A 14,010-nucleotide genomic window follows, 5' to 3' on the forward strand; every position below is an offset into this window, starting at 1 on the left:
TCCTCTTATTTCACCGGCTTATAAACATGAAAGTTATGCGCCAGCACCGGCCAGAAAGCCGGAAACGGGACATCCAGCACCCAGGTGCTCACCCCCCGCAGATGATAGCATTTGACCAGATCAAGCTTCGCCTGCACGCTCCTCGCATCCTCGAACCAGACCTGATGGTCGCGGCCATACTCATCCCTATACCCGTAATATGGCGATTCGGCGATTGGATCGTAGTGGATAAACGCGCCGTACCTGGCAGCCCTTCGCACCGCATTGACCGAGCTGACGGATATCGCCCAATCCTGACCCGGGATATAGGGGAGCGTCCAGTCATAGCCGTAAAGCGGCATCCCGAGCATGATCTTGCTGGACGGAATCAGCGATACCGCGTAGTTCAGCACTTTGGATACTTCGTTCCTAGGAGCAACCGCCATGGGCGGTCCGCCGGCCCATCCCCATTCGTAAGTCATGAGGATGACGAAATCCAGAATCCGCCCTTGCTCAGCGTAATCCTGTCCTTCGAAGAGCTGTCCTTCCTGATCGACTGAGCTAATCGGCGGCAGGGTGGAGGAAACTAGGCATCCCATAGCATGAAGAGAAACGGCAAGCCGCTCCAGGAACAGATGATACAGCTTGCGGTCGGCAGCGGGAACAAACGAAAAATCCACGTTAAGAGCCCAATACTTGTTCTTCCTCATGACGTAGAGGATCCCCTGGATTAGCCGCTCTTTCGAAGCTTCGTTCGTTAGAATAAAATGGACCAGGCTTGGGCTGAACGTATAGCCGTCAAAATTCGTAATCACCATCATGGGTGCGGCCCGTCCGCGGTAGGCCTCCTGAATAGCAGGCAAATCATTTAAGACGCTTAGCGAACCGTCCGGCCTGACCTGATAACTGAAGGGACTGAGGAAGGTCAGATGTCTGGCTGCGGCGGACGCGCTGGCGGTGATGCCGGCAGCGGAGACGGAGGGCTCGGCGTAGCCGTTCGCTTCGATCGTCATCTTCCGCGGATTCGGAATGCGGAGCCGCATGCCGGGAAGAATAAGGGCGGGATTAATGACATGGTTAACTCTGGCCAGCTCCTGCAGGGTAATGCCGTATTTTTGCGCGATCGTCCATAAGGTTTCTCCCGGAACGACCTGATGGCTGTCAGCCTCAATGGGGATAATGAGCGATTGTCCGGCTGCGAGAGGCTCGGCTGCCTGCAAGTCATTGGCGGCAAGGATAGTTTCCGGGGACAGGCTGTACAGCTGCGCCACATGCTGCACGGTGTCTCGCACTTTGACCGTATAGATCAGCATCGCCTCTCGCCTCCTTTAATGATTCGGATTCATCCTCTACTATTCTATTCGGCAGCTCCCCCAACTTAAAACCATGTCAAAATAATTGATAAAGGCAGGAATAGGAAAGGGAAATCCTATCAATTTAAGACAAAAACGAACTTTATTTGAATTCTTTTATTTTAATGTTCGTATTTTATACGCTTTTCATTGACAGACATAGGGGGATTGGATAAACTGAAATAGGTTAAGGCGGAACATTCGTCGAATGCTCCCTAAATAGGTTGAAAGATCTCGTATATCCTCGGGAAAAAGGCCCGAAAGTTTCTACCCGAAAACCTTTATTTTCGGACTACGAGCGTGATGGAACAAATAGACAGGTTGCCCTTGAGATAGGGCAGCCTTATGTTGTCTTTGCATTACTTGGAAATTCTTAAGGAGTTGAACGCAAAGACAATTGTTGCCATCTGCTCGGGTCCCGGCAGCATCCATAGAAAGTATGGTTGCGGCGCGGGATTTTTACGTTTAACGGGATATACACATTTTATAGATGAAGGAAGGTTTGAACGCATGTCTGCGAAAGTAGGCGTCATCATGGGCAGCAAGTCGGATTGGGATACAATGAAGCTTGCCTGCGACGTGTTAGAAGAGCTGCAAATTCCTTACGAGAAAAAAGTTGTTTCCGCTCACCGGACTCCGGATTTAATGTTCGAATACGCGGAGACGGCTGCAGAACGCGGTCTTAAAGTCATCATCGCGGGTGCCGGCGGTGCCGCGCATTTGCCGGGCATGGTTGCTGCGAAGACGATTCTGCCGGTAATCGGCGTGCCAGTCAAATCCTCGAATCTGAGCGGCCTTGATTCGCTCCTGTCGATCGTGCAAATGCCTGGCGGCATTCCGGTTGCGACAGTTGCGATCGGCAATGCCGGCGGTACAAACGCCGGACTCCTCGCCGCTCAAATGCTGGGTGCTTTTGATCCTGAAGTACAGGCACGCGTGAATGCGCGCCGCGAACGGATCAAGCAGGAAGTGCTGGAAAGCAGTGAAACACTATGATGATTGAAGACAAACAGCACCGGACGCTCTTGCCGGGCAGCACCATCGGCGTGCTGGGCGGCGGACAGCTTGGCCGGATGATGGCGCTCGCAGGCAGCGCAATGGGTTATCGCTTTGTTGCGCTAGACCCGACCCCCGATGCTCCTTGTGGACAAGTTGCGGATCAGATCGTCGCTGCATACAACGACCGCGAAGCGGCTCGCGAGCTGGCCCGCCGGTCGGATGTCATTACGTACGAGTTCGAGAATGTCGATGCCGATGTGGCGGCGATGCTAATGTCCGAATCGTACGTGCCGCAAGGAAGCGAGCTGCTCTATACGACGCAGCACCGGCTTCGCGAGAAGCGTGCGATTGAAGCGGCGGGCGTACGGGTTGCCCCGTACAGCGAAGTCCGGAGCAGCGAAGAGCTTCGCGCGGCGGCCGAAAAGTTTGGTCTTCCATGCGTGCTGAAGACGGCGATGGGCGGTTATGACGGCAAAGGGCAATGGGTGATTCGGAGCTTCGACGAGATTGAAGAAGCTTACGAGACATTAAGCCGTGCCGGCGTAGAGCTTGTGCTGGAGCAATTCATCAAGTTTGACAAGGAATTATCCGTTATTGCGGCAAGAAGTCCTCAAGGCGAGATAAAAGCGTTCCCCGCTGCGGAAAATATTCATGTCGAGAATATTTTGCATCTGTCGATCGTTCCGGCCCGCATTGCGGAAAGCGTTCAGAAGGAAGCGGAGGAGCTGGCCGTCAAGATCGCGGAAGGGCTTGGCGTAGTTGGCTTGATTGCCGTAGAGCTGTTCCTGACGGCGGACGGCGAGCTGTTCGTTAACGAGCTGGCGCCGCGCCCGCATAACAGCGGCCACTATACGATGGAAGCCTGCCGGACTTCGCAGTTCGAACAGCATGTGCGCGCGGTGTGCAATCTGCCGCTGGGCGATACGGAGCTCCTGACGCCTGTGGTTATGGTGAATGTCCTCGGTCAGCATGTAGAGCCGCTGCTTGCGCGGATGGCGAAGCATGATGAAGCGGCAGCAAGATTAAACGTTGCTCCGAAGGTTCATCTGTATGGCAAGAAGGACTCCGTATTCAAACGGAAAATGGGTCATGTAAACGTGCTTGCCGGCCATGTGCAGCAGGCGCTTGATTGGATAGAAGAGACAACTATTTGGAAGGTGTGAACGGTACATGTTAGAGCGTTACAGCAGACCGGAAATGAGAGCGATTTGGACGGAGCAGAACAAATTCCAGGCATGGCTCGAGGTTGAGCTTTGCTCCTGCGAGGCTTGGGTTGAGCTTGGCGTTATTCCGAGAGAGGACGTAGAAGCGCTTCGCAAAGCGGCTACTTTCAATATCGACCGTATCTACGAAATCGAGCAGGAAACCCGCCATGACGTAATCGCGTTCACGCGCGCGGTATCCGAGACGGTTGGTCCGGAGCGCAAATGGGTTCACTACGGCTTGACTTCGACCGACGTAGTCGATACGGCGAACGGCTACCTGCTTCTTCAAGCCAACGCCATTCTGAAAAAAGACATCGAACGCTTTATCTCGATCCTTCGCGAGAAAGCGATCCAATACAAAGATACGCCTATGATGGGCCGTACGCATGGCGTTCACGCCGAGCCAACCACGTTTGGTCTGAAAATGGCGCTGTGGCATGAGGAAATGAAACGCAACCTGGAGCGCTTCGAGCATGCTGCTAACGGCGTTCAATTCGGTAAAATCTCCGGTGCCGTCGGTACTTACGCGAACATCGATCCATTCGTGGAAGAGTTTGTTTGCAAAAAGCTCGGCATCAGCCCGGCTCCGATCTCGACGCAAACGCTGCAGCGTGACCGTCACGCAGAATACATGGCGACGCTTGCTCTTGTTGCGACATCGCTTGATAAATTCGCTACGGAAATCCGCGCTTTGCAGAAGAGCGAATTCCGCGAAGTGGAAGAAGCCTTCGCGAAAGGCCAAAAAGGCTCGTCCGCAATGCCGCACAAACGCAATCCGATTGGCTGCGAGAACATCTCCGGTCTTTCCCGCGTCATCCGCGGCCACATGCTGACAGCTTACGAGAACGTACCGCTGTGGCATGAGCGCGATATCAGCCACTCGTCGGCGGAACGCGTTATTTTGCCGGATGCAACGATGCTTCTGAACTACATGCTGAACCGTTTGGGCAACATCATTCAGAACCTGACCGTGTTCCCTGAAAACATGAAGAAAAACATGCAGCGCACGTTTGGCGTTCCATTCTCCGGCCGCGTCATGACAAAGCTGATCGACAAAGGCCTCAGCCGCGAGCAAGCTTACGACACGGTTCAGCCGCGCGCGATGCAGGCGTGGGAAGAGCAGCGCCAATTCCGCGACATTATCGAATCGACACCGGAAATTACAAGCCTGCTGTCGGCGGAAGAGATCGAGGATGCTTTCAATCCGGCTTGGCACTTGAAGCATGTGAATACCATCTTTACGCGTCTTGGCTTGAACTAAAGGGCAAAGGGGATTCGAGGAAGAATGACTGCACAATCGCAAGCTTTATCCACGGCGGCGGACTACATCAAAGCTCCGCTGCTGTATAAAGGCAAGGTTCGCGAGCTTTACGATCTTGGGGAGCATTACCTGATCGTCGTGACGGACCGCATCTCGGCATTCGATTATGTGCTGGATCCGGCTGTCCCGCAAAAGGGCAACGTACTGAATCGCCTGTCGGCTTTCTGGTTCGAGCAAACCGCCGAAATTCAGACGAACCATGTCGTACACACGGACGTCCTGAAGCTTGGGGATATCGTTACGGCGCCCGAGCTTTTGAAGGACCGGATCATGGTAACGAAAAAAGCGGAGCGTATCGACATTGAATGCGTCGTTCGCGGCTATATCACCGGCGGCGGCTGGAGACAATACCAGCAAACGACCGCGATCAACGGCATCCAGCTGCCGGAAGGCATGCGCAAGAACGAACGCTTCCCTCAGCCGATCTTTACGCCGGCAGCGAAAAACGACGTTGGCCACGACGAGGACATTCCGTTCGAACGGATGCAGGAGATGGTTGGCGCCAAGCTTGCGGAAGAGCTTCGCGAGCGCAGCATCAAGCTGTACGAATTCGCTCACGACTATTGCGCGAAGCGTGGCATTATCCTTGCGGATTGCAAATTCGAATTCGGACTGATCGACGGCAAAGTCATTCTGATCGACGAGATCTTCACCCCGGATTCCTCGCGTTTCTGGGCGGAGAGCAATTATGCTTACGATATCGAGATCGACAGCATGGACAAAGAACCGGTCCGTACTTACCTTCTTGGTTCCGACTGGGATCGGGACAGCAAACCGGCTCCTCTCCCCGAATCGGTCGTAACCGAAACAACAAATCGTTACCTCGACATTTATAGCCGTCTTACCGGCCGCTCGCTCGTATAGATCGCAATTATATAGGTTTTAATTTTATCTTTTGTTCTTAGATCTTTTTTAGGTTTGGCGTTGAGCACGGTTAGTGCGCTAACGCCCCAGCTACGGCACACACGACTACCCGGGAGGGTGTTGCGAAAAACCGGCAGCCGGGAGTGAGGGAGCAAGGGTGTCTGTCGCAGAGCGACAGCGCTCGCCTTTGAAATCGGGAAAATAACCGCTAAGCGGTTCTGATCAAATTTTCCGGATTTCAACAGCGACGTAGACAGACACCCTTGCGACCGAACGACCCCGAGCTGCCGACCTAGAGGTTTTCACACCACCAAGACCGGAAAAACCATTTTCAGGAGGCCCTACTATGAAAGCAAAAGTCTACGTCACGATCAAAGAAAATGTACTCGACCCGCAAGGTCAAGCCGTTCAAGGCTCGCTGCACACGATGGGCTTCGCGGAAGTTGATAAAGTCCGCATCGGCAAATACCTGGAGCTTCAGCTCGACACAAGCGACCGCGCGGAAGCGGAAGCACGCGTGAAAGTCATGTGCGAAAAGCTGCTGGCAAACACGGTAGTCGAAGATTTCCGTTTTGAATTGGAGGGATAATCGATGAAGTTTGCGGTTCTCGTATTCCCCGGCTCCAACTGTGACATTGACTGCTTCAAAGCGGTAGAAGATACAATCGGCCAAGAGGTTGATTACGTATGGCATACGGCGACTGACCTTTCCGGTTATGACGCGATTCTTGTACCGGGCGGCTTCTCCTACGGCGACTACCTGCGCTGCGGCGCAATGGCCAGCTTTGCTCCGGTAATGAATGAAGTCGTAAAAGCCGCGGAGCAAGGCAAATTCATCCTTGGCATCTGCAACGGCTTCCAGATCCTGACCGAAGCGAACCTTCTGCCAGGCGCATTAATCCGCAACACGGGCCTTAAATTCCGTTGTCAGCAGCAGCTTCTTGAAGTGGTGAACAACGGCACGGCATTTACGAACCAATACTCGCAAGGCGAGATTATCGATATTCCGATTGCGCACGGCGAAGGCAATTACTATTGCGACGACGCGACGCTGGCTGAGCTGAAAGCGAACAATCAGATCGTATTCCGTTACGCGGGCGACACGAATCCGAACGGTTCGGTAGAGAACATTGCGGGCATCAGCAACAAGAAGGGCAATGTCGTGGGCATGATGCCTCACCCGGAGCGCGCGGTTGACCAAATCCTCGGCTCGGAAGACGGCAAACGGATGTTTACATCGATTTTGAATGCATGGAGGGAACAACATGGCGCAGCAATTAACGGCTAAGGAACCGACGCCTGAACAAATCGTCGAGCAAAAGATCTATCAACAATTCGGTGTATCGGATTACGAATTTGAGCTTATCTGCGGTTTTCTCGGCCGTACACCCAACTATACGGAAATCGGCGTATTCAGCGTTATGTGGTCCGAGCATTGCGCGTACAAGAACTCCAAGCCAATCCTGAAGAAATTCCCGATCACCGGCCCTCGCGTCCTGATGGGACCGGGCGAAGGCGCCGGCATCGTGGATATCGGCGACAACCAAGCGGTTGTATTCAAAATCGAATCGCATAACCATCCGTCCGCGGTTGAGCCTTACCAAGGCGCTGCAACGGGCGTAGGCGGCATTATCCGCGACATTTTCTCCATGGGCGCTCGTCCGGTAGCTCTGCTGAACTCGCTTCGTTTCGGCAAGCTGGAAAATGACCGCGTGAAATACCTGTTCGAGAACGTCGTAAGCGGCATCGCCGGCTACGGCAACTGTATCGGTATTCCTACCGTTGCGGGCGAAGTCATGTTCGACGAGAGCTACGAGGGTAACCCGCTCGTTAACGCGATGTGCGTAGGCCTTATCGATCATGACAAAATCCAGCGCGGCGTGGCAAAAGGCGTTGGCAACCCGGTATTCTACGTGGGTCCGGCAACGGGCCGCGACGGTATCCACGGCGCGACTTTCGCTTCCGTTGAGCTGTCCGAGGAATCCGAAGAAAAACGCACCGCGGTGCAAGTCGGCGATCCGTTCATGGAGAAGCTCGTGATGGAGTCGACGCTTGAGCTGATTAACTCCGGCATCGTACTCGGTATTCAAGATATGGGCGCAGCGGGCCTCACTTGCTCGAGCGCGGAGATGGCCTCCAAAGCCGGCAACGGCCTGGAGCTGTACCTGGATGAAGTTCCGCAGCGCGAAACTGGCATGACGCCTTACGAAATGATGCTGTCCGAATCGCAGGAGCGTATGCTCTTCGTAGTTGAGCCTCAGCATGAAGCGCAAGCGCAGGAAATTTTCGACCGTTGGGGCGTTATCTGTAAAAAGGTTGGTAAAGTAACGGACGACGGCCGTCTCCGCCTGTTCCACAAAGGCGAGCAAGTGGCCGACATGCCGGTTAAAGCGCTCGTTGACGAGTGCCCGGTATACAACAAGCCATCTTCCGAGCCTGCTTACTACCGTGAAAACGCGAGCGTTGATGCAGCTGCTTTCGAAGAAATTACGGACCTTACAGGTGCTCTTGAAAAAGTACTCGCTTCGCCGACTGTGGCAAGCAAAGAGTGGGTATATAACCAATATGACTACATGGTTCGTACGTCGACAGCCGTTCAACCGGGCTCCGACGCGGCAGTTGTTACGATTCGCGGCACACGCAAGGGTCTTGCGATGACGACGGACTGCAACGGACGTTACGTATATCTCGATCCTGAAGTTGGCGGCCAAATCGCGGTAGCGGAAGCTGCCCGCAACATCGTGTGCTCCGGCGCAGAACCGCTTGCGATTACGGATAACCTGAACTTCGGCAGCCCGGAGAAGCCGGAAGTATTCTGGCAAATCGAGAAAGCGGCAGACGGCATGTCCGAGGCTTGCCGCGTGCTTGATACGCCGGTCATCGGCGGTAACGTCAGCTTGTACAACGAGAACGCAAAAGGCGCGATCTACCCGACGCCGGTCATCGGCATGGTTGGTCTCGTGCATGATGTGGACCACATCACAACGCAAGGCTTCAAGAAAGAAGGCGACGTGATTATCCTCGTGGGCGAGACGAAAGCGGAGCTTGGCGGCAGCGAGCTGCTTTACGCTCTGAACGGCTCGGCAGCGGGACGTCCGCCGCAAATCGATCTGGCAACGGAGAAGAAGACGCTGAACGCTATTCTGACGGCGATTCAAGGCGGCCTTGTTGCTTCCGCGCATGACTTGTCCGAGGGTGGACTCGCCGTAGCTTTGGCGGAATCCGCAATCAGCGGCGGCGTTGGCGCGGAAGTTAACGTGGCAACGGATCTTCGTCCGGATCACCTGCTCTTCAGCGAATCGCAATCGCGTATCCTGCTCTCGGCAACGCCTGAGAAAGCAGCGGCATTGCAAGCGCATCTGAACGAGCAAGGCGTAGCAAATGCGGCAATCGGCACTGTCAAAGGCAGCAGCCTGACCATCAACGTAAACGGCAAATCCGGCGTAAACGCACCGGTACAACAACTGGAGAAGGTCTGGAAGGATGCGATTCCATGTCTGATGAAATAAAACAGCTGAAGCTGTGGACGGGAAATCATTACAACGAAGGCATTGGCCGTGACGATATGTTTGATAAATTGCGCGAGGAGTGCGGCGTGTTCGGGGTCTTTAACGTCCCGAACGCGTCCTCCCTCAGCTATTACGGCCTTCACGCCCTGCAGCACCGCGGCGAAGAGAGCGCGGGGATCTGCGCTGTGGATACGGAGAACGGCAGCCGTTTCGCCTACCACCGCGGCATGGGGCTTGTGAAGGAAGTATTCGATAAAGAGCGGATTGAGTCGCTTCCCGGCAACCGCGCCATCGGCCACGTTCGTTATTCGACCGCGGGCGAGAGCAAGCTGGCGAATGCGCAGCCGCTTATTTTCCGTTACCGGGACGGCGATCTGGCCGTCGCAACAAACGGCAACATCGTAAACGCGCCGGAGATCCGCAAGGAGCTGGAGAGCCAGGGCTCAATCTTCCAGACGTCGAGCGATACGGAAGTCATTGCGCATTTGATCGCGCGCTCGCCGAAGAGCTTCGAGGAAGCGGCGAAGGATGCCTTGCAGCGCATTATCGGCGGCTTTGCATTCCTGATCATGACCAACGACAAGTTGCTTGTGGCTTCTGATCCGAACGGGCTCCGTCCGCTCGTGATGGGCCGCATCGGCGACGGTTATGTCTTCTCTTCCGAGTCCTGCGCTTTCGAATCGATTGGCGCAGAATATGTACGCGACGTTCAACCGGGCGAGCTGCTGTACCTTGATGCGGACGGCATGCGCGAGGACCGTTACGCGGAAGTGGAACGCCGGGCGACATGCGCAATGGAGTACATCTATTTTGCCCGTCCGGACAGCGATATTAATACGATCAACATCCATTCCGCGCGCAAGCGGATGGGTAAACAGCTTGCGATGGAGTCCTTCGTGGATGCCGATATCGTAACCGGCGTGCCGGATTCGAGTATTTCCGCCGCAATCGGTTATGCCGAGCAAACGGGTATTCCATACGAGCTTGGACTGATCAAGAACAAATACACGGGCCGTACCTTCATTCAGCCTTCTCAGGAGCTCCGCGAGCAAGGCGTTAAGATGAAGCTGTCCGCCGTGCGCAAGGTCGTGGAAGGCAAACGCGTCGTGATGATTGACGACTCGATCGTACGCGGAACGACATCCCGCCGGATCGTGAACATGCTTCGCGAAGCGGGCGCAACGGAAGTGCATGTGCGGATTACATCGCCGCCATTCAAGAACCCTTGCTACTACGGCATCGATACGCCGGACCGCAAGGAGCTGGTCGCTTCTTCGAGAACGGTGCAGGAAATGTGCGAAATGATCAATGCGGACTCTTTATCTTTCCTTAGTCAAGAAGGCTTTATCGATTCGGTAGGCGGCAATGACGGCGCGTACAACCGCGGCATGTGCCTCGCTTGCTTCGATAACGATTATCCAACGCCGGTAAACGAAGAGTCGGATAAGAGCTGCAGCTGTTAAAAGTATAAAAAGGGGTTGACTGGTGTGTCAGAAGCGTACAAAAAAGCCGGTGTCGATATTGCGGCCGGCAATGAAGCAGTCGAACGGATGAAGAAGCATGTGAAGAAAACGTTCCGCCCGGAGGTGCTGACGGATCTCGGCGGCTTTGGCGGCCTGTTCGGCCTTAACAAGGACAAATACGAGGAGCCCGTGCTCGTATCGGGAACGGACGGCGTTGGCACGAAGCTGAAGCTGGCGTTCATGATGGATAAGCATGATACGATTGGCGTTGACGCGGTTGCCATGTGCGTAAACGATATTATCGTGCAAGGCGCCGAGCCTCTCTTCTTCCTCGATTATCTGGCATGCGGTAAAGTCGTTCCGGAAAAAATCGAAGCGGTCGTTAAAGGCATCTCCGACGGCTGCGTGCAAGCAGGCTGCGCCTTAATCGGCGGCGAAACAGCCGAAATGCCCGGCATGTACCAAGGCGACGAGTACGATATTGCCGGCTTTACGGTTGGCGTAGTGGATAAAAAGAAAATTATCGACGGCACGACTATCGCTCCCGGCGACGTTGTTCTCGGATTCGCTTCGAGCGGCATCCACAGCAACGGCTACTCACTGGTACGCCGTCTTCTTCTTGAAGAGTGCGGTTACGCGCTGGACCAGCGCCTGCCTGAGCTGAACGATGAGGTTCTTGGCGACGTATTGATCGAGCCAACCCGCATCTACGTGAAATCGGCACTCAAACTTATCGAGCAAGTAAACGTAAAAGGCATGGCGCACATTACGGGCGGCGGCTTTATCGAGAATATCCCGCGCGTTCTGCCGGAAGGCGTAAACGTGAATATCGAATACGGTTCTTGGCCGATTCTGCCTGTCTTCCAGCTTATGCAGGAAAAAGGCGCAATCACGAACCGCGATATGTTCACAACCTTTAATATGGGCATCGGGTTAGTCGTAGTCGTTCCAGCCGATCAAGCGGAGAAGGCCCTTCAAGTGGCGACCGAGCTTGGCGAAAAAGCATACCGAATCGGAACCGTAACGGAAGGCAGCCGCGTAGTTACGTTCACGGGAGCGGACGTTTAATGGGAACACTCCGAATAGCCGTCTTCGCGTCAGGGCAAGGAACGAACTTCCAAGCTCTGGCCGATGCGGTGCGGCAAGGAAGGCTCGATGCAACCATCGAGCTTCTTGTTTGTGATAAGCCTGCTGCTCCAGTTGTGGAGCGGGCTCGCAAGGCCGGGATTGATACCTTTGTGTTCGTTCCCAAGGAGTATCCGTCCCGCCAGGCTTACGAGACGGAAATTCTCGCGGAGCTTCAGCGCCGCGGCATCGGGCTGGTTGTGCTTGCGGGTTATATGCGCATTATTACTTCCGTGCTCGTCGAGCCTTATTACGGACGTATGATTAATATCCATCCGGCTTTGCTGCCTTCATTCCCAGGCGTAAACGGGATCGGGCAAGCGCTGGAATACGGCGTGAAGGTGACGGGCGTTACCGTTCATTACGTGGACGGGGGCATGGACAGCGGACCGATTATTGCGCAAAGCGCGGTTGAAGTGCAAGACGGCGACACGGTGGACACGCTTGGCCAGCGGATTCATGAAGCCGAGCAGCAGCTGCTGCCGCAGGTCGTGCAGTGGATAGCAGAAGGCCGCGTGGCTCTTGAAGAGCGCATCGTAACGGTGAAAGCTTAGCTTTTTATTATAAGGACCTATTTTGAGGAGGCAATTTGGCGTGGCAATTCGTAGAGCGTTAATTAGTGTATCGGACAAGACTGGCATTGTGGAATTTTCTCGTGAGCTGGCAGCTCAAGGCGTGCAAATCATCTCGACGGGCGGTACGTTTAACCTGCTTGAGAAGGAAGGCATTCCGGTTATCGGCATTTCCGACGTAACGGGCTTCCCTGAAATCCTCGACGGCCGCGTTAAAACGCTTCACCCTGCGGTTCATAGCGGACTTCTGGCGATTCGCGACAATGAAGAGCATCAAAAGGTTATGCAGGAGCTTGGCCTGGATTACATCGACCTCGTGGTTGTAAACCTGTATCCGTTCAAGCAAACGATCGCCAACCCTAACGTGGAATATGAGGACGCGATCGAGAACATCGATATCGGCGGTCCTACCATGCTCCGTTCGGCTGCGAAAAACCATGCGTTCGTTACCGTTGTAGTAGATGCTAACGACTATGCGGGCGTTATCGAAGAGATCAAAACCGGCGGCGACACCACGCTTGAAACGCGCAAACGCCTGACGGCAAAAGTATTCCGCCACACGGCTGCCTACGATGCGCTGATCGCGGACTACCTGACCAAGCAAGTTGGCGAAGAGCTGCCTGAGTCTTACACGGTTACTTACGAGAAAGTGCAGGATCTGCGTTACGGCGAGAATCCGCATCAGAAAGCGGCGTTCTACAGCAAACCGCTTGCTCCTGTCGGCAACATCACAACGGCTGAGCAGCTGCACGGCAAAGAATTGTCCTACAACAACATTAACGACGCGAACGCGGCGCTTGCGATCGTTAAGGAATTCGACGAGCCGGCCTGCGTAGCCGTGAAGCATATGAATCCATGCGGCGTTGGCATCGGCGCTGACATTCACGAAGCCTATCAAAAGGCATACGCGGCCGATCCTACTTCGATCTTTGGCGGCATCGTTGCGGCGAACCGTACAATCGGCGTAGAGACAGCTGAACTGTTGAGCCAAATCTTCCTCGAAATCATTATTGCTCCTGACTTCACGCCCGAAGCGCTGGAAGTGCTGACGAAGAAGAAAAATATCCGTCTTCTGAAGCTGGGCGAGCTGGCGGGTTCCGCGGCTGAACGCAAATCCGACTGGCTGTCGACAACGGTTGACGGCGGCTTGCTTGTTCAAGAAAGCGACGTTCGCAGCTTGACTGAAAGCGACCTGCAGTTCGTAACGAACCGCAAGCCAACGGAAGAAGAACTGAAGCAGCTGCTCTTCGGATGGAAAGTTGTGAAGCATGTGAAATCGAACGCGATTTTGCTGGCGAAAAACAACATGACCATCGGCGTAGGCGCCGGCCAAATGAACCGCGTTGGCGCAGCTCGCATTGCCATCGAGCAAGCGGGCGAGCAAGCCGCAGGAGCGGTGCTTGCTTCCGATGCATTCTTCCCGATGGGCGACACGGTTGAGCTGGCCGCAAAACACGGCATCACCGCGATTATCCAAACAGGCGGTTCAATCAAGGACGAAGAGTCGATCGCTGCGGCAAATGCGCATAACATTGCGATGGTCATGACAGGCGTTCGCCACTTCAAACACTAAGATTAATAACAGCGGAGCATCTTGCCGCGTCTCTTCCGGGGCGGCAGG

12 protein-coding genes and 1 riboswitch are annotated in these 14,010 nt (G+C 54.6%); of the genes, 11 read left to right on the forward strand and 1 reads right to left on the reverse strand.

Features of this window, described 5'->3' with window-relative positions; all coding sequences use genetic code 11:
- Positions 1-5: 5 nt before the first annotated feature.
- Positions 6-1,292, reverse strand: a complete 1,287-nt coding sequence (locus tag FHT67_RS15105; protein ID WP_167199471.1) for a LysM peptidoglycan-binding domain-containing protein — start codon at positions 1,290-1,292, stop codon at positions 6-8.
- A 253-nt stretch (positions 1,293-1,545) separates the two neighbouring features.
- A riboswitch (purine riboswitch) is annotated at positions 1,546-1,646 on the forward strand.
- A 195-nt stretch (positions 1,647-1,841) separates the two neighbouring features.
- On the opposite strand from FHT67_RS15105, the gene purE reads away from it, so the two are divergent.
- The 11 genes from purE (at position 1,842) to purH (ending at position 13,962) form a co-directional block, all read left to right on the forward strand.
- Positions 1,842-2,327: a 5-(carboxyamino)imidazole ribonucleotide mutase gene (purE, locus tag FHT67_RS15110; protein ID WP_167199474.1), complete on the forward strand. Its 486-nt coding sequence runs from the start codon at positions 1,842-1,844 to the stop codon at positions 2,325-2,327.
- Positions 2,324-3,493 (forward strand): 5-(carboxyamino)imidazole ribonucleotide synthase, encoded by a 1,170-nt coding sequence (gene purK / locus FHT67_RS15115; protein WP_167199477.1) that lies wholly within the window; start codon positions 2,324-2,326, stop codon positions 3,491-3,493. Before purE ends, purK begins: the two co-directional genes overlap by 4 nt.
- A gap of 7 nt (positions 3,494-3,500) precedes the next feature.
- Positions 3,501-4,796, forward strand: a complete 1,296-nt coding sequence (gene purB / locus FHT67_RS15120) for an adenylosuccinate lyase (protein WP_132310158.1) — start codon at positions 3,501-3,503, stop codon at positions 4,794-4,796.
- 24 nt (positions 4,797-4,820) lie between these two features.
- Positions 4,821-5,720: a phosphoribosylaminoimidazolesuccinocarboxamide synthase gene (locus FHT67_RS15125; protein WP_167199480.1), complete on the forward strand. Its 900-nt coding sequence runs from the start codon at positions 4,821-4,823 to the stop codon at positions 5,718-5,720.
- A gap of 346 nt (positions 5,721-6,066) precedes the next feature.
- On the forward strand, positions 6,067-6,309 hold the full coding sequence (purS, locus tag FHT67_RS15130; RefSeq protein WP_132310162.1) for a phosphoribosylformylglycinamidine synthase subunit PurS: 243 nt from the start codon (positions 6,067-6,069) through the stop codon (positions 6,307-6,309).
- Between the two features lie 3 nt (positions 6,310-6,312).
- Entirely contained in the window at positions 6,313-7,008 is a 696-nt protein-coding gene (purQ, locus tag FHT67_RS15135; protein WP_116394138.1) for a phosphoribosylformylglycinamidine synthase subunit PurQ, read from the forward strand.
- The gene (gene purL, locus FHT67_RS15140; protein WP_132310164.1) at positions 6,986-9,229 is read left to right on the forward strand and encodes a phosphoribosylformylglycinamidine synthase subunit PurL; all 2,244 of its coding nucleotides are present in this window, start codon (positions 6,986-6,988) and stop codon (positions 9,227-9,229) included. Before purQ ends, purL begins: the two co-directional genes overlap by 23 nt.
- Positions 9,214-10,692: an amidophosphoribosyltransferase gene (purF, locus tag FHT67_RS15145; protein ID WP_167199483.1), complete on the forward strand. Its 1,479-nt coding sequence runs from the start codon at positions 9,214-9,216 to the stop codon at positions 10,690-10,692. The genes purL and purF overlap by 16 nt, the downstream gene beginning before the upstream one ends.
- A gap of 24 nt (positions 10,693-10,716) precedes the next feature.
- Positions 10,717-11,760, forward strand: coding sequence for a phosphoribosylformylglycinamidine cyclo-ligase (purM, locus tag FHT67_RS15150; RefSeq protein ID WP_167199486.1), 1,044 nt, complete (start codon positions 10,717-10,719; stop codon positions 11,758-11,760).
- Positions 11,760-12,371 carry a phosphoribosylglycinamide formyltransferase gene (gene purN, locus FHT67_RS15155; RefSeq protein ID WP_167199489.1) on the forward strand — a complete coding sequence of 204 codons (612 nt, stop codon included), beginning with the start codon at positions 11,760-11,762 and terminating at the stop codon, positions 12,369-12,371. The genes purM and purN overlap by 1 nt, the downstream gene beginning before the upstream one ends.
- A gap of 40 nt (positions 12,372-12,411) precedes the next feature.
- Positions 12,412-13,962 (forward strand): bifunctional phosphoribosylaminoimidazolecarboxamide formyltransferase/IMP cyclohydrolase, encoded by a 1,551-nt coding sequence (purH, locus tag FHT67_RS15160; protein WP_167199492.1) that lies wholly within the window; start codon positions 12,412-12,414, stop codon positions 13,960-13,962.
- The last annotated feature ends 48 nt before the right edge of the window (positions 13,963-14,010 follow it).

Source organism: Paenibacillus sp. BK720, from assembly GCF_011761545.1.
GTDB lineage: Bacteria > Bacillota > Bacilli > Paenibacillales > Paenibacillaceae > Pristimantibacillus.